This window comes from Bdellovibrio bacteriovorus (assembly GCF_041888015.1).
Classification (GTDB): Bacteria; Bdellovibrionota; Bdellovibrionia; order Bdellovibrionales; family Bdellovibrionaceae; genus Bdellovibrio.
Window position 1 is genome coordinate 1,623,652 of sequence record NZ_CP168968.1, and the last position, 18,077, is coordinate 1,641,728.

An 18,077-nucleotide genomic window follows, 5' to 3' on the forward strand; every position below is an offset into this window, starting at 1 on the left:
GTGGATCATGACTTCTTTACTGGCGCACATTGACTCGCTAGGAAGATCAGTAACAAAAAATGTGGAGTACACGGCGCGTGTTCTCCTGATGGTCTATCTTTCTCTTCGTGCCACGATTTTGGATCGTGCTCAGGGCTTCCGACAGATCATTGGCGTTATTTCCGCACAAATCTATTTCACCGGCTGGCAGGCATTGCCGTTGGTTTCTGTGCTGGCATTGGGCACGGGCTCAATCATTCTTTTGCAATCTGTTTCGAATTTGTCCATGTTGGGTGGAACCCAGATGATCGGGAATTTTCTGATCGTGATGATCGTGCGTGAGGCCGGGCCTCTGCTGGTGGCGTTGGTGGTCATCGCACGATCGGGGACGGCAGTCGCCTCGGAAGTTGGGAATATGCGCGCCAATCGCGAAATCGAGGCGTTGGAAAGCATGGGGATCAACCCTCTGAGTTTCATTGTTTTCCCGCGGGTTCTGGGTGGAATCATCAGTGTCCTGGGGCTGGCATTTTATTTCAATTTCATTGCTTTGATTGGCGGCTTCCTGGTGACTCGTTTCATTCAGGATCTGCCCCTGGCGTTTTATACGGATTCTTTGATGCGAGCTTTTGCCAAAGAGGACGTGCTTATTTTCCTTTTAAAAAACGGTTTCAGCGGAATGATTATCTTTGTGGTGTGTTGCTATCAGGGCTTGTCCGTGAAGCGCAGTCCGCATGAGGTGCCGCAGGTGACGACACAGGCGGTGGTGAACAGCATCATCTTCGTGGTCGTCTTTAATCTTATGGTCACAGCTTTGTTTTATCTAAATCAACTTCGCAGTTTAGGGGTGGTCTGATGAAAATCGAAAATCTTAAATTTGAAGGCGTGTCTTTTACTCATGAAGGGCAAGAGCCTATAGTACAAAATGTGGAATTCGATTTTCCCATGAATGAAATTTTATGGGTGAAAGCTGAAGAGGGTGCAGGGAAAAGTTCTTTACTGCAAATTCTGGCGGGCTTACAGATCCCTCAGTCCGGCAAATATCTGATTAACGGCGAGAACGTCGTGGATATGTCCTTTGAAGAATTTTTGCCGTATCGCCTGAAAATTGGTTACTCCTTTGATTACGGTGGTTTGATCAACAACCGTACATTGTATGACAACCTGATGCTGCCGCTTTTGTATCATAAGGTTTTGACGCCGGAAGAATCCAAGGCTCGCGTGGATGAAATGATCAGGGAATTCGGCATCGAGAAATTTGCCCAGGAAAGACCGGCGCATGTGCCGGGGCGTATCCGCAAGCTGACTTGCTTGATGCGTGCAGTGGTGATGCGTCCGGAAGTGTTGTTGCTGGATGATCCAAGTGTAGGCCTGGGGCAGGACAGCGTTTATGTTTTTGCCGATCACGTTCATCGTCTGCGTAAAGAAGGCGTGCTGAAGCACGTCTTCATCAGCTCTTACGATGAAAAGTTTATGAACCTTTTCAATTATCAGATCATTCATCTGGATGAAGGGCAGCTTTACTTCCAAGCTGTGGACCCTGAGAAAAGAGTTGTTCATCTATGAAAGTAAAATTCAATAAGTTTGAAAGAGTAGCTGGCCTGTTCGTGATGCTGGCCATCAGTGGGGTGATCCTCACAGGGGTGAGTGCTGCGATCAAGCAGGGGTGGTTTGAACCCAAGGTGCGCTACACGACAACTTTTGAAAACGCCGACGGAATCCATCAGGGCACGCTGGTACAGATGGCCGGTTTGCGCGCGGGGGAAGTGGAAACGGTGGAGCTGGAAAGCGACAACCGTATTCGTGTGAGTTTCTATGTTTTGGGCAAGTTTCAAAATCGCGTGCGTGAAAACAGCACGGTTCAGTTGATTCGCCCCTTCATTATCGGAGAGAGAGTTTTAGAGCTGACTGTCGGTGCAGAGGAATACGATGTAATTCCTGATCAGAGTGCCATTAAGTCCCTGGAGACTGTGGATTTGATGACTTTGATGAGCGGTAAGCATCTGAATTCTTATTTGAGCAAACTGGGTGGCATCCTGGAAAGTGTGCAGGTCCTGGTGGATGCCTTTGCTGACAAGAGTCGTGCAGAGAGTCTGGTTCGTGTGATCGACCGTATGGACCCGCTGGTGAAAAATCTTAATACGATGTCCATAGAAGTGATCAAACTTTCCAAGCAGGCAACCCATGACGATGGGGTGCAAAAACTGGTGGGGAACCTTGCTGTGACAACTCGGGAGATCAATAAAATTCTGCCGGAGTTGAATGAAGCCAATCCTGCCATGGCCAAAGACCTTGCTGTTATGACTCAGAATCTTGCAGTCATGACGCGTGCGTTGGGACCTGCGGTAAAAGAGGTCGAGGGCGAGCTGCCAGGGGCTAGTGTGCGTCTGGTGCAAGCTCTAAATGAGACAGTCGTGGTTTTGAAAGCCATGCAGAAAAGTTTCTTCATGCGCAGTAGCGTGAAGGAAGTCAAAGAAGAAGAGTTAGATCGCGTTCCGGCGAGTCAGAAATAGCGATGCGTCCCGATCTGGGGCGCATTACACATTATCAAATTAAATTTATTACTCTTCAGCAATGATCCTGAATGCACGATAAGTCTTTTGCTCGTCTGAGCAAGGGGAATGGTGGATCATGCGAGTGTTCTATCAAGTGTCGATGCGTTTATTTATTCAATTAGTTGCTGTGCTGTGCGTGGGCCCTTCCGTCTGGGCCGGGAGTGAGAAGGCCCTTGCTGTGGCATTTGGGAAGGCTCGTCCCCCGTATGCTTATTCCGAAAAAGGGACTATTCGGGGTATTGAAGTCGATCTGGTCCGGGAGGCCTTGGGGCGCATGGGGTATCAAGTTAAGCCTCAGGCTTTATCCTCCTACCGAATCGAAGCCGAAACCAAGCATGGAAACAATTTTGATGTGGTTGTTGGGGTGCCGTTGGCCTTGGATGGAGCTCGCTATTACTCCAAACCCTTTGTCAGCTATGAAAATGTCGTACTGGCATTTAAATCCAAAAAGATTTCGGTCAAGTCAGTCAAAGATCTCAAAAATCTTCGCGTGGGAGTTTGGGCCAATGCTCGACACGATCTGGGAAAGGATTTTGCGCGGCATTTTCCTCCGCTAAGTTCAGGAAAACCGCCAGCGAACTATATTGAGTTCGCCAAACAGGATGAACAGTTCAAGGCTCTCTGGAGTGATAAGATCGATGTGCTGATTATGGATCGGTCCATCTTTGGGTGGTTCCGCGAGACGATGGCAACACAGGTCGATGTGTTGCGTGAGGTGGAGGTCTTCCCGATTTTTGAAGAGCCCAATCTGTCCTGCGTGGCCTTTCTTGATCAAAAAATGCGCAATGCATTTGACCATGAAATAGAGAAGATGCGGGAAAGTGGCGAATACGAGCGGATTGTGCGAGGTTATGTCGGTGAAAAGATTGCCGCCATGTTTAAAACCAACGGAAAAACTCACTAACAAGCTTGTGTGCAGCTTCCTGACCGCCTTATGATTCTAGGATGCTGGTTGGGCATCTATTCCGTCATTTTATCTTTTCCAAACGAGCCGGGGCTCTGGTGCGCCGTATTGCCTGGCTTTCAATGGTGGGAATCTCTATCAGTGTGACGGCGTTTCTGGTTGTTTTATTTGTCATGAATGGCATGAACGGCAGTATTCGTCAGCGCATCCTGGGGCTGGAACCGCATCTTTATGTTCAAGTCGCTGGGGTGGGAACTTCGCAAGGACTTGAAAGTCATCCGGTCTTTCAGCGACTTAAAGAAAATCCTGAAAATCGCGCCTACGTTTATGAATCCATGGATGTGATCATTCGCAGTCAGGATGGTCAGTTCCGTGGCGGGATAGCTCGTGGTGTGACACGTGAAAGTCTTGAGCACTTTATCGAGCAGTTGCAAAAGGTCGATCGCAAAGGTGAGGATCGCAGTTCGCCGGCCTACTTCTGGGACCCGGAGGATGTTCCTAGCAAGGGGGAAGTCGTCGTTGGTGTTGATCTGGCGCAGTCCCTGGGGGTATTTGAAGGTGATTATCTGACGGTCGTGTCCCCATCGGGTTTGTTGTTGCCTCCGGGGGAAACACCCAAGTTTGAACGTGTGCGTATCAAACGTATTGTGACAACCAGTCTTCCAGATCTGGACAGTCAGTATATTTATTACCAGCGCGGTGAGGCGCTGAATGCATTAACCACTGAGGGAATGCGTAAAAGTGGTATCGAAGTTTGGTTGCCCAATGAAAAAGATGTTTTGTCGGTTCGGGATGACCTGGCAAAATTCGAAGGCGTCAGCGTTGAGACCTGGATGGATCGCAACTCGGCCTTGTTGTATGCCCTTAAGTTGGAAAAACTGACCATTGGAATCTTTTTGGGGCTGGCGGGGATGATTGCGGCAAGTTCAATTATGAGTGTGCTGGCGTTGCTGCTGTCCCAGAAAAAGCGCGATATTGCAATTTTGCGCGCCATTGGTTTTTCGGCTCGTCAGACGGTGATGACGTTTACACAAATCGGGTTCTTCCTGGCATTTATCGGTGTCGTGACCGGGACGATTTTGGGAACAGGCATTAGCTTGTACATTCAATACAATCCGATCAAGTTTTTGCCTTCAGATATTTACTATGACTCTTCCATCCCGGCACTGGTGGATTTCTGGCTGGTGTTTGGTGTTTTGTTGGTCAGTGCCCTGATTGCATGGTGGGGATCTTATATTCCCGCAAGAACGGCTGCAGAAGTGCAGCCGTCCGATGCTTTGCGAATGAGATAAGCTTTTAAAAAACTAAACGCTGACCTGATGGTCGCGAAGAGCATCAGTCAGGGATGTTTTTAGATCCGTGCTGGCTTTGCGTTTACCAATGATCAAAGCGCATGGCACACCATAGTTGCCAGCCGCAAATTCTTTCATCTGAGTTCCTGGGATCACGACAGAGTTCGCAGGAACGCGTCCTTTGTATTCCACCGGTGCAGATCCAGTGACATCAATGATTTTTGTGCTGGCAGTGATAGTTACGCCGGCGCCCAGAACGGCCCCTTCTTCAATCACAGCGCCTTCAACCACGATGCAGCGGCTGCCGATGAAGGCATTGTCTTCAACAATCACCGGAGATGCCTGAATAGGCTCCAAAACCCCGCCGATACCCACGCCGCCGGAAAGGTGAACGTTTTTACCGATCTGTGCGCAAGAACCAACCGTAGCCCAAGTGTCCACCATTGTGCCGGAACCAACATAGGCGCCGATGTTCACATAAGAAGGCATCAGGATCGCGCCTCTTTCGATGAAGCAGCCTTTGCGAGCCACTGCCGGTGGAACAACGCGAACGCCATCTTCTTCGCTCCATTGTTTTACTGGAATTTTGTCATAGAATGCCAAATCGCCTGCAGACATGGCATCCATTTTCTGAATGCGGAAATAGAGCAGGATGGCTTTTTTGATCCACTCATTGGTGATCCATTTGCCGTCTTGCTTTTGACATACACGCAGGCGACCTGCATCCAGGCCTTCGATAGTTTCAAAGACGGCTTTCAGTTCCTGAGTGCTCAGTTGATCAACGCTTTTTCCACCTTGAACATCAGCAAAAATCTGGGTGACTTCTTGTTGCATGGGATCTCTCTTTCTCTTTAAAAACTATTCCAAAACTTTCAGGGATTCCAAAATCGCCGGGACATGAATCTCGATGATCTTTTCGGCGGACAGGCCTCGTTCGATTTCGTAAGTCAGGGTTGGGCAGTTTCTTTCCAGACCTGAATAAGTTCCCAGGCAGCCCGGAGTTGGGTATCCGATATCGTCATCAATTTTATAGCCTGTGAGAGTTGCTAAAACTTCGGCAACCTTGCGGCAGTCACCATTCACGTTCAAGACCGGATGCCAGGAATGCAGGGAAAGAACGTAGATTGGTTTTTTCTGATCCAGATACGTCATCAGTCCGTGATTTTCTTTTTCGCTGCCAGCGAACGGACCGGGATGATAGCGTGGCGTTTTCACTTCCGGGGACCAGTCTTTGGTGGGCAGGTTGCGATTCAGATCCACGCCATTGCCGTTGCCGCGGGTTTTGAAGATGACGCCTTCAAGATTGAACTGCGGGACCAGAGTCATATTCAGTTTGTAGGGGAAAGCCTGCATAAAGTGTTTCAACAGTTCTTGGGCAGCAATGACGCCTTCGACTTCATCACCATGAACGCCACCCAGGATCAGAACTTCAGGGCCGTTGTTATCGAAGTGATAGGCCGGCACCGGGAGGCCTTTGGAAGTGTAAGTAAAAATAGAAGTTTTCATAGCAAGCCGTCCTTTTGGCCCACTATCTTAACATCCTAGTTGCAGGTTACGTCAAAACGATTCTTCTGCGTTTGGCAATGGGTCTTTATCTGTGCGTCGCTGAGGGCCTTATTGTATACGCGCAGAATTGCGAACTTGCCATTAAAACGACGGCGCATGTCGACGTCGGCAGGAATGCCAATATAGGCGTCGGAAGCCTCTGATAACACATCAGCATCGGATTGGGGCATTCCAGCGATATCGCGCATATAGTTAACCACTTTAGAGCTTGTCATAGCCCCATTCACATAGGCCTTCAATGTTGATGTGGTTTTGTCGAAACTGACGGCAATATGATACCAAGTGTTGGCGTTCAGAGAGAGTCCGCCGGAAATTGTATCTGTGTATCCATAACTATTGACCATGAATGCATCCACGGTGTTGTTGGGTCCCAGTCTGAGTCCCATCCCATGAGATGCTTTGTTGGGCACATCGTAGAAGGCTTTTTCATAGACAGTTTTAAAGAGGGGATGACGTACGTCGTCAGCAGAGTAGGCATTGTCGACGCCTTTAGCGTTGCCTGGTTGCAGCCAGGCTTCGATGGTCCAATTCGCACCAGCGGAAAGATTCGGATTTGAGGAAATCTGAATATAGTCATCGCTACCGTCGAAAGCGATATGAGAACGGGACGGAGTCGCGGTGTTGTAACCGGAAGACGGGGTGCCGTCAAAGCCGCCGAAGGTTTTACTGAAGCTGGTGGGGCCGAGATCTGCCAAGGTGACTACTGATGCGGACGTCGGTGGCATCATCCCTTGATGTGTATTGGCGATATCCCAATGTAAGAGCAGATCTGACTTCTTTATCTGACCGACCTTGTAGCTGCGATAGCGATCAGCGGTGTTGGCAAAATCATTGAAAATTTCCTCGGGTGTTGATTTTGTAAATCCGGCGATCTCAGAAAGCTTTCCTGCAAAGGGATAGAAAACCTCTGCACGCGGGGCTAGGCGCAATGGGGATAAGAACGAATTAGTGCTGGGAAGGTTTTCAGCGCAGACCTGGCGTCCATTGACGAATGTTTTCAGTGTTCCGGTTCCATCGAGATTGTCGATAACCTGCGAAGTCACAAAGGTCCACGCATCTGTTGCTGGGGTCAGGTCGTAACATGAAACCTCAGAACCGCCATCCTTGTAGGTGCTGGCGATCACATTGAACCAATGACGACTTTGCAGGTAGCCGTTGCCATGATTGATTTGCATGGCAGCCTTGCTGTCAGCATTATCTCTTTTAAACCAATAAGAAAGACGAATATCTTTTGTGCTTCCCAGATTGCTGATGGGAAGTGGTAAACCGAGGTCATCGTGAAGGGCATTGAAGTGCAAGGCACTCATTTGCGAGTCGGTATCCGTTCCCCAAGGAGCTACTTCGTTGAGTCCCACTAAATCCACTTCGTCGCTGTTCAGTAGATTCGGCCAAGGGGAGGTTTTGTTGTCATCAATGCTGGCCGGAGCACGGGCCTGCAAGACCTCATGGGTGTCTATGTTTTTTCGCACCGAGAACTGCGGGTCATAAAGAAAAAGTCCGTGAGACTCTGTCCAAGAGGGGCGGATCTGAACATAAGCCGTCTTTTTCGCGAACCCAGCGTGAAGTTCTGAGGCTTCGAAATGAAGGAACCAGCTTACGATGTCAGACATCGCGGGAGTCCAGCTGAGGGTGCCATCAGATCCGACGGCGCCTAAGGAATGACAGTCTTGAACTGCTGGCAGCGGAGAAGGTGTTGCAATTCTTTGGAAGTTGCATGACCAGAAAAGGGGGCCTAGTTGTGCTGAATTAGTGGCCGTCACTTTGAGTGCGCTGTCGGCACCGGGAGGTTTGATCGTCGCCGGAATGACACTGAGCAGAGGCAGCACGAAGGAAGGTGGAGTCACTTTATCCAGGCGAAGAAGAGAGACGGCATGAATATCCACGGAGGCATCTTCGGAATAAAACCCGATGGAGCCTTTCTGGGCATAGAGTTTCTGTGGAAAGGCATCTGTTTCAGTGAAGGAGTAAAAAAGGGTTCCATCCCGATGCACGGTGAATTTTCCGTTTTGTCTGCGAAACTTGAAAGAGTGCTTGCTGCCGATAGGGGTCTTTCCTGTGGGATCAGTGTTTAAAAATTTTTGCCCCAGTTCGCCGTGCGCAAGGCCCAGTTCTGAGCCGGATGATGGTTTTGAGATAAAGTAGTTGGTCGTTTTTTCGGTGATGGACCCCTGATGGTTAAAGAACAGCCAGAAGACCTCCCAATCGTTGGCGGCGCTGTTTTGGCGCAATTGTTGGGTGACGGTCAGGTCCACGCTTAGTTCAAAGTCCATGACCGGGGTGTCGAGCGTCTGCTTCAAAAAAACTAAAGCGGCATGAGTTTCGTCCGCGGATGTTGAGGCTTTGGGGGTCAGGGTCATCTTTGAATTGTCGAAGGTGACCTGTCCTTCGCCGTCATAGGCAACGACAAAGTTATCCGAGACTATTGGAATAGCAACGGGCGGAGCTTCTTTTGAGGGAAGTTCGATTGTACTGGACAGCACTCCGCAGCCAGCGAGACTTAAAGAGAACAGAAGTACGAGCCAGATTCTCATGAGTATAAGAACGGCCTTTTTTATAGGCCTCTGAAGGCGTTCGGGACGGATCTCGAAAATTTAATGAATCGTCCTGTCTCAACTCGATACGCGAGGGATCATAAGTTTTCATGACAAACGTTATTGAATAAGTCATCATTACGAAACCAACGAGGTTTTACTTGGAATATATCAATAACGAGCTCTGCCTAGGTCCCATGAAGAAGCCCTTGATGCCTCTGGTAATGAACTATATGCGACCTATCTATGTTTATGATCTGGACTTTATAGCTCAAAGATTTCAAGCCATGGCAAAAGCCCTTAAAAATGTTCGTTTGTTTTATGCGATGAAGGCGAACTCAAATCCAGGGGTTTTAAGTAAGCTCAAATCCCTGGGGGCGGGAGCTGATGTCGTCTCTTTGGGGGAAATCAAGCGCGCCCTGGAATGTGGTTTTCAACCGCAGGATATCGTTTATAGCGGGGTTGGTAAGACAAAGTTTGAAATCAGTGAAGCTTTGAAACTGGGTATTTATCAGATCAACGTTGAAAGTCTGCCAGAGCTGGAGCGCATCGGAAAACTGGCACGTGAAATGGGAAAAAAAGCACAGGTAGCTTTGCGTCTGAATCCGGATGTGGATATTAAAACCCATCCGTACATCGCAACCGGGCTTAAGGATAACAAGTTCGGAATGGAGCTGTCTTTGATTCCGGCATTGATATCCTGTCTGAAAAATTATGCAGACTCTATTTCGTTGGTGGGTGTGAGTTTGCACTTGGGGTCACAGATGCTGGAGTTTTCCGGCTATGAAGAGGCTCTGCAAAAACTTAAAAAAGTCTATCTGGATCTGAAAAAAGATTTTCCGGAATTAAAGAAGTTTGATTTTGGTGGTGGCTTGGGGATCTTTTATGATCGCGTGGATCTGGCGCTGGAAGAATCATTGCTGCAGCAGTATGCGAAGATCACCCTTGAAACATTGAGTGATTTGAACTGTGAACTGCAGTCAGAGCCGGGTCGCTGGCTGGTGGCTCATTGTGGGGCTTTGATCACTCAGGTTCAGTACATCAAGGAAACTTCGGCAAAGACATTTGTGATTGTAGATGCTGGAATGAACCATCTGATTCGCCCATCCTTGTATGAAGCCAGCCACCGTATTGAGCCGTTATTGAAGGGGACATCCGCTATGGTTGCAGATGTGGTCGGTCCGATTTGTGAGTCCTCTGATTTCTTTGCGAAAGATCGTTCTTTGACGACGGTGAAAGAAGGCGACTTCCTGGCGGTGATGGATTCCGGAGCTTACGGATATTCCATGGCCAGTGTTTATAATCTTCAAGAGCTTCCTCTGGAAATTTGTATCTAGTACTGCCTTCTTAGACGTCAACAACCGCAAAGGAGTCCGCTTTGGCGGGCTTCAAAATTCTTTGTGCCATTTCGGTGAAGTGTGCGGAGGAATCTGTGGTCATGATATTGATCTGGCGGATTTCGCCACTTTGGTTTTTACCCAAACGTCCACTTTGCATATCACGGGACAACCAGCGGGCGATCGCTTCCCCGGAGTCCACCAGTTCGATGGAACTTCCGGTAACCCTTGCAATGGAATTTTTCAAAATAGGATAATGAGTGCAGCCCAGAATCAGGGTGTCGATATGCTGCTGCATCAGGGGCGTCAAATAACGGAAGACAATCAAGTTGGTTACAGGATCTGAATCCCAGCCTTCTTCCGCCAAGGGAACAAACAGCGGGCAGGCCTGGTCGAAGACCTGAGCCGAAGGATCAATGGCATGAATTTTATTGGTATAAGCCTGGCTGTTGACGGTGGCTCTGGTGGCCAGAACCCCGATGCGTTTGCCGCTGGAAAGTTCCAGAGCTCGTTGTGAACCCGGTTCGATCACGTTGTAAACAGGAATGCCGTCGATTTCTTTTTCTGACACCTGGCTGGAGGCGGTGTTGCAGGCAATGACGATGGCTTTCACGTTTTGTTTTTTCAAAAACTGAATGATTTGTTCAGAGTATTTGCGGATCGTTTGTGGGGACTTCGAACCATAGGGCAGGCGAGCCGTGTCTCCGACATAGAGAAAGCTCTCGTGAGGAAATTGCAACGCCAGTTCCTTCAGAACTGTCAGTCCGCCAATTCCTGAGTCAAAGACACCTATGGGTCGAGAATCCAGATCCGCCATCTTCTTAGTTTTTCACTCCATGTGCGCGAGATTCAGAAATACCATTGGAAGACATTTCCATAAAGAGGGCTTTGTCTTTAATTTCAGCAATGCTGGTGGCATTGATGTAGCTCATACCACTGCGAATGCCGCCAGTGACTTCCAGGATGACGTCTTTCACGTGTCCCTTCACACTGACTTGAGTGGATTCGCCCTCTGGAGCCATGCCTTCAGGAACGCCACCGCGCCAAGAGTCTTGAGCAGAACGGGAAGCCATACCACGATATTGCTTTTTGCCATTTTTGATTTCGCCCGGAGTTTCAATCGTACCGGAAAGCATGCTTCCCAGCATCACGGTGCTTGCGCCCGCAGCGAAAGCTTTGACCATGTCACCAGAAGTGCGGATGCCGCCATCAGCGATCACAGGCACGCCATAAGATTCCCCGATCTCAGCACACAGAGCAATGGCCGTCAGTTGTGGGACACCACAACCTGTGATGATACGAGTTGTACACATCGAGCCGGGACCGATGCCCACTTTGATCGCATCAGCACCAGCTTCGATCAAATCGCGAGCGGCATCCGGAGTGGCCATGTTCCCCGCGATCAGATCCACTTGCGGGTATTGGTCTTTCAACCACTTCATGGTTTCCATCATCTGTACGGAGTGGCCGTGAGCGATGTCGATCGTAATGACATTCACTCCGGCATCGACCAGAGCTTTGGCTCGCGTTTTAAATTCTTCCCCAACACCAACGCTTCCAGAAATCACTTTCACGCCATGTTCTTTCAAACGACGCGCTTGTTCGGCTTGTTCTTCGATGGAAAGGAAGCGGTGAAGAATACCCAAGCCGCCCAGTTGGTTCATGGCAAAAGCCATATCATATTCAGTCACCATATCCATGTTGGCGCTGACAATCGGTGTTTCGATAGAGAAGTTTTTGGTGATTTTTGAAGTCAGGCGCGGATCACGGCGTGATCTTACATCAGAGCGGGCCGGAATGATCAGCACGTCATCGAAAGTAAGTCCCTTGCCTCTGTTTTTGATGTCTTTCCAGTTAAACATGAGCGTCATGTCGCTTTACCTCACTTCTAAAAATATTAAACAAGATATGAGTCGAGAACAAAAGCAGATAGGCATCCAAAGCCGACAAGAACAGGCTTTGTACCGGAGTTTTCCAGATCAGGCGATAGGCATCAAACAAAGTCGTCAGCAGGCCCGGGATCAGAAGGTGAAATAAAATCAGGATGGCGATAATTTTAAACCAATGGCGACGTACCACAAGAGCTGAGCCCTTCAGCGCGTCCAGGCGCCCTTCGTCGTAATCTTTGGAGGACGTCACCACAAAAGGCACCATGGTGTACTGAATGTACTTCCAGACCCCAGGAAGGATAAACAACAAAGACCACAACAAGGTCTTGCCCCAGGATCTCAGGGTTTCAATATACATTTGGTTTAGATAGCGGGCCCAGAAGTCCTGCAGGCTTTTTTGCAGGTTTTCAAGGTTGGCAAAGGCAAACAAAGTCACACTGATCAAGAGAACAGGGAAGAAAATGCTGCTCAGGATCGAGAAGAATCCATAGTAAATCACTTGAGCTTGCACTCCCAATGGGTCGCGCAGGGCATTTTCCATCTTCAGATTTAAGTATTGATCTATGTTGTTCGACAGGACAACCAGGGCGAACAGGGGCAAGAAAACTTTTTTAAAGACCTTCAGGTTCTCGGCAAAAAAATTCACTTAAGTATTTAGAGCCCTAAAGGGTGGGGGAGTCAAGCGGACTCTTGCCAAGAAACACATCGGCTTAGCTCTGGGACTTGGCATAATAAGGGTTGGAGGCACTTATGGAACTGCGAATAATGGTCACGGGGGCCACCGGAACCATAGGAAGCGAATTATTGAAGATCCTGACCCGTCAGGGTGTTGAGGCCGTGGCGGTCAGTCGGTCTTTGGAGCGCCTGCCGTCCGGAGTGAGGGGGATGCAACTGCCCCTTGAGAACCGTTATCTTTTAGAGCAAGCCTTAAGGAATGTGGATATTCTGGTTTTCATTCAGCCCTTGTGTGAAAAAATGCTGGAACAAGCTCAAAACGTCATCGCGGCGGCCCGCGCTTCGGGGGTGCAGTTCATTCTGAAGGTGTCAGGTTTAGGGGCCTCTCCGGTGTCTCAGTACTTGTTTCAGCGGATTCAGGGGGAAACGGATGAGCTGTTGATGGAAAGTGGGCTGCGGTATTCAGTCCTTCGCCCGAATATCTTTATGCAGTGTTTTTTAAAGATGCACCATGAAGCCCTGATGCAGGGAATTCTGTATTTGCCGCAAGGAGAGGGGCGCACCAGCTTTGTGGATGCTCGTGATGTGGCCGAAGGGGCGGCGCAGATTCTGCGTGATCCGTGGCGATTTAATAAACAAATTCTAGAACTGACCGGAGAACGAGCTCTTTCCAATGCGGAAGCGGTGTCCTTGATCGCACATTATTCTCGAAGAAGATTGGCCTATGTGCCGGTGACAGAGGAGGCCGGACTGCGACTGCTTAACAAAAATGGGGAAAGTGAATGGATGAAGCAGGCTTTGATGAGTCTGCATCGAGCGACGCGTGATGGAGTGGTGGCGGAAGTGGCGTCGGGATTGTCGCAGCTTCTGGGGCGGGAGCCCCGCAGCTTTGAAACGTTCTGTGAGGATATGAAGCAGGAGTGGATGTTACCCCTGCCTCAGGAAAATCTATTCTGACCAAAGCTCGCGAACGTCAAGGATGTTGCATTTGGAATCAACAAGAACTTCGTGAGCAGCATCACCACCGTGGTAGTTCGTGCGGACATAGTAAGTTCTGTCGCCATTTTCCAGAGTTTTTTGGAACTCTGCCTGGCGAGTTTGATATCCCTGAGCACGGAAATAGTTTTCGATTTTGCCAGAGCAAGAAATGCTGGCAAAGCTTGTGGAGGACAAAAGGGCTGTAAGGGCAAACACCAAAGTCTTCATATCAAATCCTTGTTAAGGTTCTGCGCCTGATATACCGACCTGCCGAGGCATTTACCAGTCAAGATTGTGTTTGGAAAACCTTTTAAGCGCTTAGTCGTCCAAGTAAGATTTCAACTCTTTGAGGTGGTAACTCCAACCCAGCTTGAAATCCTTCATGGCAGCCTTTTTAAGAGGTTCTGGCAGCGTTTCCCAGCCTGAGTGAGTCAAAGTGAGGATTCTTTCCTTACCTGTATCTTCGATTTTTAGGGAACACTCTGTTGTGGCTTCTTTGGGCCACGTCTTTTCTTTCCAAGTGAAGGTGATGAATTGCTCTTTCTTCAGCTTAAGGACTTTGCCGGAGGCCAACTGGCGTTTTCCGGTGTCATCTTCCCAGGGCTCTTTGAACGCGCCACCCACTTTAGGTTCCAGGACGACATCTTCGCTCCACCAGTTTGCCAGTTCGCCTCTGTCGGTCAGGGCATTCCAGATCCATCCGGCGCTGGCTTTGAGTTTGATGGACATTTCAATGCTGTCTTTCATAGTGGGCTCCTAGGGGAATTGAACGGCGGCTTTGCATTGATCTTCTGACAAAAATTCCTGATTGGCAAAGATCTTGGTTTTTAAGAACAAATACTTTTCTTTTTGTTTGGCCAACAGGTCACGGCCTTTGAAGCGATAAGCCACAACAGATTCAGCGAAATCTTCCGAAGGGTTGACCGTGCCATACTCCGAAACTGCTTTTTCTGGTTTTTCCAGAACGTAATCCTTATAACTGCGGCCATCAACGGTCTTTTGCACTTCCTTCCAGCCTGCGATACTGAGCCATTCTGCGGAAGTGTCCAGTCTTTGGCGGTAAGCCAGCGTATGTCCCAGTTCATGCAGGAAGGTCTGTTGACGTTCGCCAAACGGAAGCTCATTCCAGCGATCGAAGATTTCCATGCTGGCGTTGGCAATGATGTTTTCACCAAAGCTGTAACGTTGACCCCGGGTGAAATGAATCAGGCGTTTGTTATAGGTCACTGGATAAAGATGCAGGGGATAGTCCTGCAGGGCTTGCAGGATCTCGTTCAGCTCACTGGCATACCATGCTGACGCTTTGCTGGTGCGCAGGTGAGACCCGTTGAAACCGAAAGTTTTTAGTAAGAACAGAAGTTGTACGCCTTCGGTTTCGCCATAGATCTCTTTCATGGCGCAGAGAACTTGGGTGCAGGAACTGGAAAAACGCAGTTCGGGTTTGCCTCGCAGGCTTAGGTCGTAGATATGCAGATCGGAGAAGAGTTGCAACAAGGAGCTGTTTTCGTTTTTAAAGGAAATGCCATGAAGAATCTTGGACTGAGAAGTGCCCGCAACTTTTTTAAGGGAGGCTTCCATAAATTCGGCTGTCGGCGGTCGTTGGGACTTGCAGGGAGCCTGCAGAACCTCTTCCGCGCTGGCCGCCCACCAGGGAAGCTCCTCCGTCGCCCAGGAGTTCAGACTCCAAAGTATCAAAAATGCCGATAGATAAAGCCGCATGTGTGATTCCCCTTCAGCTTGGCAGGGTCTTAACATCGGTCGCAGGGAGAGGCAAAAAGTCCATCCAAAGAAGGGGAGAAAAGAGTTGAATAAAAGATTCTCTGAAAAAAATTCAGAAGCCTGAGGCCCTTCGCAGAACGAGGGGCTTTTTAATGGCGTCGTTCGTCAATTTGCAATAGGACTAGGGCCTATTGGAGAACTCTTAAATGAAAAAGCTGATGATTGTGTTGTTGGTATTGCTTTCCCAGGTTTCTGTGGCTCAGGCAGCGCGCCAGAATTTGTGTCGTGTCTGGTATTCCTTTGATATCTTTCAAACTTATTTGCATCTTTCTGTTGATGCTCAAGAATCCCTGTTGATCATGGATCGTCATATCCCTTACGGCATCCGCCCTTATGGTTATGAAATTACGAAGGCCGTTTGTGACAAGAACCAAACCGCGGTCCAGGTTTTTGCCAAGTCGGTTCTGGGCGAAACCATTTTGTTGAACTTCCAGGCTCAAGGTGAGTCCGAGGTTCAAGCAGGAACAGTGAGCTATTTGAATGAAGAGGGTGCTCCGGTAAGCTCTAAAACTTGGGAGTGCTCGGCCCAGGCAATGAAGGATCTGTGCGCAGCTCTTTGATTCCTCATTTAACAGCACGTTAATTTCTTATAAACCCTGGGGAACCCCGGGGTTTTTTTATCTGCTCAGAAGCATAGCGAAGCTGTGCTGTTGCTAATAAAGAGGTCTTCTGCAGCAAAGGGGCGTATACTGAAAGCGTGAACAAGGAGGTTCTTATGCCACGTGGATCGAAAGAAAAATACACTCCTAAGCAAAAGCGGATGGCTCACCATATTGAGGAAAGCGCGAAGAAGCAGGGATACTCCGCTAAGCGAGCGGCGCAGATCGGTTGGGCCACGGTGAATAAGGAAACCGGAGGAGCTGGTAAGAAAGTGAAGAGCACACGTCGCAAGGCGCACTAATAATCTGGACCTGCGGTTGTGTTTAGGATGGAGAGCTCTCAAGCTTGTAAAGCTGTTTGAGGACCTTCGCCTCAATGGTGACGACTGCCAGGACGACCAGAATTTCGGCAGATAAGATGGCTTGTCCCCAGATTGTAATGCCGGGATAGGTAAGAAGAAGAACCCCCGAGAGGATGCAGTAGCCGGAGTTGGCTCCAATAACAGTGTTCAACATCCAGCGGGCAGTTTTTTTTGGCAGGAAATAACAACTCAAAGAAAAGATGGCATAGATAAAAGGAAAAAGAGCCAGGCAGTATAGAATAGAACGAGGTAAGCCCAGCTGTTCATAAAAAATGGGAAGAAGCAGGCCTGTGAACAGAAGGCTGAGGATGGCTCCGATGCCATCGAAGAGAAAAACTGTTTTAGTTGTCAAAAAGCTGCTGATTTTGCTAACTGAATTTTTCAATGCGATCTCCATCAACTATGGTACGAGGAGAGAAAGAGTTTCATGTACTGAAAGTATCTTGTTTCCGTTTCCTTGAGTAGCGAATACCGCTCTTGTCACCGGCGATCAAGGACCTGAGCCAGAAGCGTTCACCAGCACAGCTCAGTGCTGGAGGTTTGGCTCCTTGAGTCACGGGTCTTTTCGTGCAAGGCCATCGCTTCTTGCACCGGAATTGCTTATACAGTGGAGATTAACTGGGATAAGTTTGTAACTCTTAGAATTTTACAGGAAATTGCGTTACTGCTCGCCTCGAGTATGGAGAATTGCTTTGCTTTCAAAAAGAAGACTCGGTTTTTTATGGTTACTGCCTTTGCTGCTATTAAATGCTTGTGCCATTTTCCATACTGCTTCTAAAGCAGAGCTTGAATCACAGAATTTGATCGGTGAATGGCATTCGGCATCGGGATCTCGGCTGAATATCTATTGCTCCGGTGCACTTTCATACGAAATCAATCGATACACTCCTTTTCTGGGCGAGACAAAAAGTAGCTGTAGTGCCTGCTCTGTAAAGGAGATTCAGCCTGATCAGTTGATTCTTGGGCCTGTCGACGGCACATTCAAAATTTCACGTTGGCCTTATCGTGATGGCGATACCATAAAAATGGTGGCTGAAGGGGATACTTGGCTTAGGGAATCCACTAAAGCTTGCCAGCGGGATTGATTGTTATGCCTGTTTCTTATTCATGGTAAGAAAGCGTTGAAGCAACTATTGACGTTTGTTGGTAGAAATGATTGAGTTGTTCTTCGCGTGCCCCGGTGGCGAAACTGGTAGACGCACAGGACTTAAAATCCTGGGCTTCGTTTAAACGGGCGTGCCGGTTCAATTCCGGCCCGGGGCACCATTCCTTCTCTCTTGCGCTTCAGACAGTCCTCGCTCTTGTTAATGACCGATAAATTTAGTTAGATTTGTGGTTCGATGCTATTCTTTTGCCTTCGTGTTGACGCTAATGACAAACCTACGAGAAAATTGGCGACGAGAACCATCCACCAACCGTTGACATTGTTCTTCCTGGAATCAAAGAACGACCATAAAAGGAACGCCATTGACGAGATGATCAGGTCGACTGCAAAAAATCTGGATATACTGTTTGCAAACAGAAGCTCTACAAAAAGAGACGTATTTGCTCCATGTTCCATAAAGAACGGAACGAGGTAGTAGAATGGGACGGCCGTCCCCAAAACAGCAATGAGAATCCATATTTTTCGCATA

The 18,077-nt window shown here is 48.7% G+C and carries 21 protein-coding genes and 1 tRNA gene; 11 read left to right on the forward strand and 11 right to left on the reverse strand.

Annotated features, from left to right (window positions below):
- Positions 1 to 7 precede the first annotated feature (7 nt).
- The 5 genes from ACES2G_RS07850 to ACES2G_RS07870 all read left to right on the forward strand — a co-directional run bounded on the left by ACES2G_RS07850 (position 8) and on the right by ACES2G_RS07870 (position 4,727).
- Positions 8 to 832: an ABC transporter permease gene (locus ACES2G_RS07850; protein ID WP_347359101.1), complete on the forward strand. Its 825-nt coding sequence runs from the start codon at positions 8 to 10 to the stop codon at positions 830 to 832.
- A complete protein-coding gene (locus tag ACES2G_RS07855; protein ID WP_374001768.1) occupies positions 832 to 1,542 on the forward strand; it encodes a cell division ATP-binding protein FtsE in 711 nt (236 codons plus the stop codon). Before ACES2G_RS07850 ends, ACES2G_RS07855 begins: the two co-directional genes overlap by 1 nt.
- Complete coding sequence (locus ACES2G_RS07860) at positions 1,539 to 2,489, forward strand: MlaD family protein (protein WP_374001769.1); 951 nt, start codon at positions 1,539 to 1,541, stop codon at positions 2,487 to 2,489. The genes ACES2G_RS07855 and ACES2G_RS07860 overlap by 4 nt, the downstream gene beginning before the upstream one ends.
- A 220-nt stretch (positions 2,490 to 2,709) precedes the next feature.
- Positions 2,710 to 3,435, forward strand: coding sequence for a transporter substrate-binding domain-containing protein (locus tag ACES2G_RS07865; protein ID WP_347359104.1), 726 nt, complete (start codon positions 2,710 to 2,712; stop codon positions 3,433 to 3,435).
- A 41-nt stretch (positions 3,436 to 3,476) separates the two neighbouring features.
- The gene (locus ACES2G_RS07870; RefSeq protein WP_347359105.1) at positions 3,477 to 4,727 is read left to right on the forward strand and encodes an FtsX-like permease family protein; all 1,251 of its coding nucleotides are present in this window, start codon (positions 3,477 to 3,479) and stop codon (positions 4,725 to 4,727) included.
- Between the two features lie 12 nt (positions 4,728 to 4,739).
- Here the strand turns inward: ACES2G_RS07870 and ACES2G_RS07875 are convergent, their stop codons facing one another.
- Genes ACES2G_RS07875 through ACES2G_RS07885 form a run of 3 tightly spaced genes read right to left on the reverse strand, consistent with a single transcriptional unit; the run spans position 4,740 to position 8,824 of the window.
- The gene (locus ACES2G_RS07875) at positions 4,740 to 5,561 is read right to left on the reverse strand and encodes a 2,3,4,5-tetrahydropyridine-2,6-dicarboxylate N-succinyltransferase (protein ID WP_347359106.1); all 822 of its coding nucleotides are present in this window, start codon (positions 5,559 to 5,561) and stop codon (positions 4,740 to 4,742) included.
- A gap of 24 nt (positions 5,562 to 5,585) precedes the next feature.
- Positions 5,586 to 6,233 (reverse strand): succinylglutamate desuccinylase/aspartoacylase family protein, encoded by a 648-nt coding sequence (locus ACES2G_RS07880; RefSeq protein ID WP_347359107.1) that lies wholly within the window; start codon positions 6,231 to 6,233, stop codon positions 5,586 to 5,588.
- Between the two features lie 35 nt (positions 6,234 to 6,268).
- Entirely contained in the window at positions 6,269 to 8,824 is a 2,556-nt protein-coding gene (locus tag ACES2G_RS07885) for a LamG domain-containing protein (RefSeq protein ID WP_374001770.1), read from the reverse strand.
- Positions 8,825 to 9,021: 197 nt separating this feature from the next.
- Between ACES2G_RS07885 and lysA the strand changes: the two genes are divergently transcribed.
- Positions 9,022 to 10,161, forward strand: a complete 1,140-nt coding sequence (lysA, locus tag ACES2G_RS07890) for a diaminopimelate decarboxylase (RefSeq protein ID WP_374001771.1) — start codon at positions 9,022 to 9,024, stop codon at positions 10,159 to 10,161.
- A gap of 10 nt (positions 10,162 to 10,171) precedes the next feature.
- On the opposite strand, the gene murI is transcribed toward lysA, so the two are convergent.
- From murI to ACES2G_RS07905, 3 genes are read right to left on the reverse strand one after another with little or no spacing between them, the layout of a single operon-like run.
- Positions 10,172 to 10,978, reverse strand: a complete 807-nt coding sequence (murI, locus tag ACES2G_RS07895; RefSeq protein WP_374001772.1) for a glutamate racemase — start codon at positions 10,976 to 10,978, stop codon at positions 10,172 to 10,174.
- Positions 10,979 to 10,982: 4 nt separating this feature from the next.
- Positions 10,983 to 12,032 carry a guanosine monophosphate reductase gene (locus ACES2G_RS07900; protein ID WP_347359111.1) on the reverse strand — a complete coding sequence of 350 codons (1,050 nt, stop codon included), beginning with the start codon at positions 12,030 to 12,032 and terminating at the stop codon, positions 10,983 to 10,985.
- The gene (locus tag ACES2G_RS07905) at positions 12,016 to 12,696 is read right to left on the reverse strand and encodes a hypothetical protein (protein ID WP_347359112.1); all 681 of its coding nucleotides are present in this window, start codon (positions 12,694 to 12,696) and stop codon (positions 12,016 to 12,018) included. The genes ACES2G_RS07900 and ACES2G_RS07905 overlap by 17 nt, the downstream gene beginning before the upstream one ends.
- Before the next feature lie 104 nt (positions 12,697 to 12,800).
- On the opposite strand from ACES2G_RS07905, the gene ACES2G_RS07910 reads away from it, so the two are divergent.
- Positions 12,801 to 13,682, forward strand: a complete 882-nt coding sequence (locus ACES2G_RS07910; RefSeq protein ID WP_347359113.1) for an SDR family oxidoreductase — start codon at positions 12,801 to 12,803, stop codon at positions 13,680 to 13,682.
- Here ACES2G_RS07910 and ACES2G_RS07915 read toward each other — a convergent pair.
- The 3 genes from ACES2G_RS07915 to ACES2G_RS07925 all read right to left on the reverse strand — a co-directional run bounded on the left by ACES2G_RS07915 (position 13,674) and on the right by ACES2G_RS07925 (position 15,422).
- Positions 13,674 to 13,931, reverse strand: a complete 258-nt coding sequence (locus ACES2G_RS07915; protein WP_347359114.1) for a hypothetical protein — start codon at positions 13,929 to 13,931, stop codon at positions 13,674 to 13,676. The genes ACES2G_RS07910 and ACES2G_RS07915 overlap by 9 nt on opposite strands.
- 90 nt (positions 13,932 to 14,021) lie before the next feature.
- Positions 14,022 to 14,450, reverse strand: coding sequence for an SRPBCC domain-containing protein (locus tag ACES2G_RS07920; protein WP_347359115.1), 429 nt, complete (start codon positions 14,448 to 14,450; stop codon positions 14,022 to 14,024).
- 9 nt (positions 14,451 to 14,459) lie between these two features.
- A complete protein-coding gene (locus ACES2G_RS07925) occupies positions 14,460 to 15,422 on the reverse strand; it encodes a hypothetical protein (RefSeq protein ID WP_347359116.1) in 963 nt (320 codons plus the stop codon).
- Positions 15,423 to 15,628: 206 nt separating this feature from the next.
- Here ACES2G_RS07925 and ACES2G_RS07930 point away from each other — a divergent pair, with 206 nt between their 5' ends.
- Positions 15,629 to 16,042: a hypothetical protein gene (locus tag ACES2G_RS07930; protein ID WP_347359117.1), complete on the forward strand. Its 414-nt coding sequence runs from the start codon at positions 15,629 to 15,631 to the stop codon at positions 16,040 to 16,042.
- A 155-nt stretch (positions 16,043 to 16,197) separates the two neighbouring features.
- Complete coding sequence (locus ACES2G_RS07935; protein WP_347359118.1) at positions 16,198 to 16,383, forward strand: hypothetical protein; 186 nt, start codon at positions 16,198 to 16,200, stop codon at positions 16,381 to 16,383.
- Between the two features lie 22 nt (positions 16,384 to 16,405).
- On the opposite strand, the gene ACES2G_RS07940 is transcribed toward ACES2G_RS07935, so the two are convergent.
- The gene (locus ACES2G_RS07940; RefSeq protein ID WP_347359119.1) at positions 16,406 to 16,828 is read right to left on the reverse strand and encodes a hypothetical protein; all 423 of its coding nucleotides are present in this window, start codon (positions 16,826 to 16,828) and stop codon (positions 16,406 to 16,408) included.
- Between the two features lie 307 nt (positions 16,829 to 17,135).
- On the opposite strand from ACES2G_RS07940, the gene ACES2G_RS07945 reads away from it, so the two are divergent.
- The gene (locus ACES2G_RS07945; RefSeq protein WP_347359120.1) at positions 17,136 to 17,528 is read left to right on the forward strand and encodes a hypothetical protein; all 393 of its coding nucleotides are present in this window, start codon (positions 17,136 to 17,138) and stop codon (positions 17,526 to 17,528) included.
- 89 nt (positions 17,529 to 17,617) lie between these two features.
- Positions 17,618 to 17,709, forward strand: a tRNA-Leu gene (locus ACES2G_RS07950).
- 58 nt (positions 17,710 to 17,767) lie between these two features.
- On the opposite strand, the gene ACES2G_RS07955 is transcribed toward ACES2G_RS07950, so the two are convergent.
- Positions 17,768 to 18,076 (reverse strand): DUF2834 domain-containing protein, encoded by a 309-nt coding sequence (locus ACES2G_RS07955; protein ID WP_374001773.1) that lies wholly within the window; start codon positions 18,074 to 18,076, stop codon positions 17,768 to 17,770.
- Position 18,077: the final 1 nt, after the last annotated feature.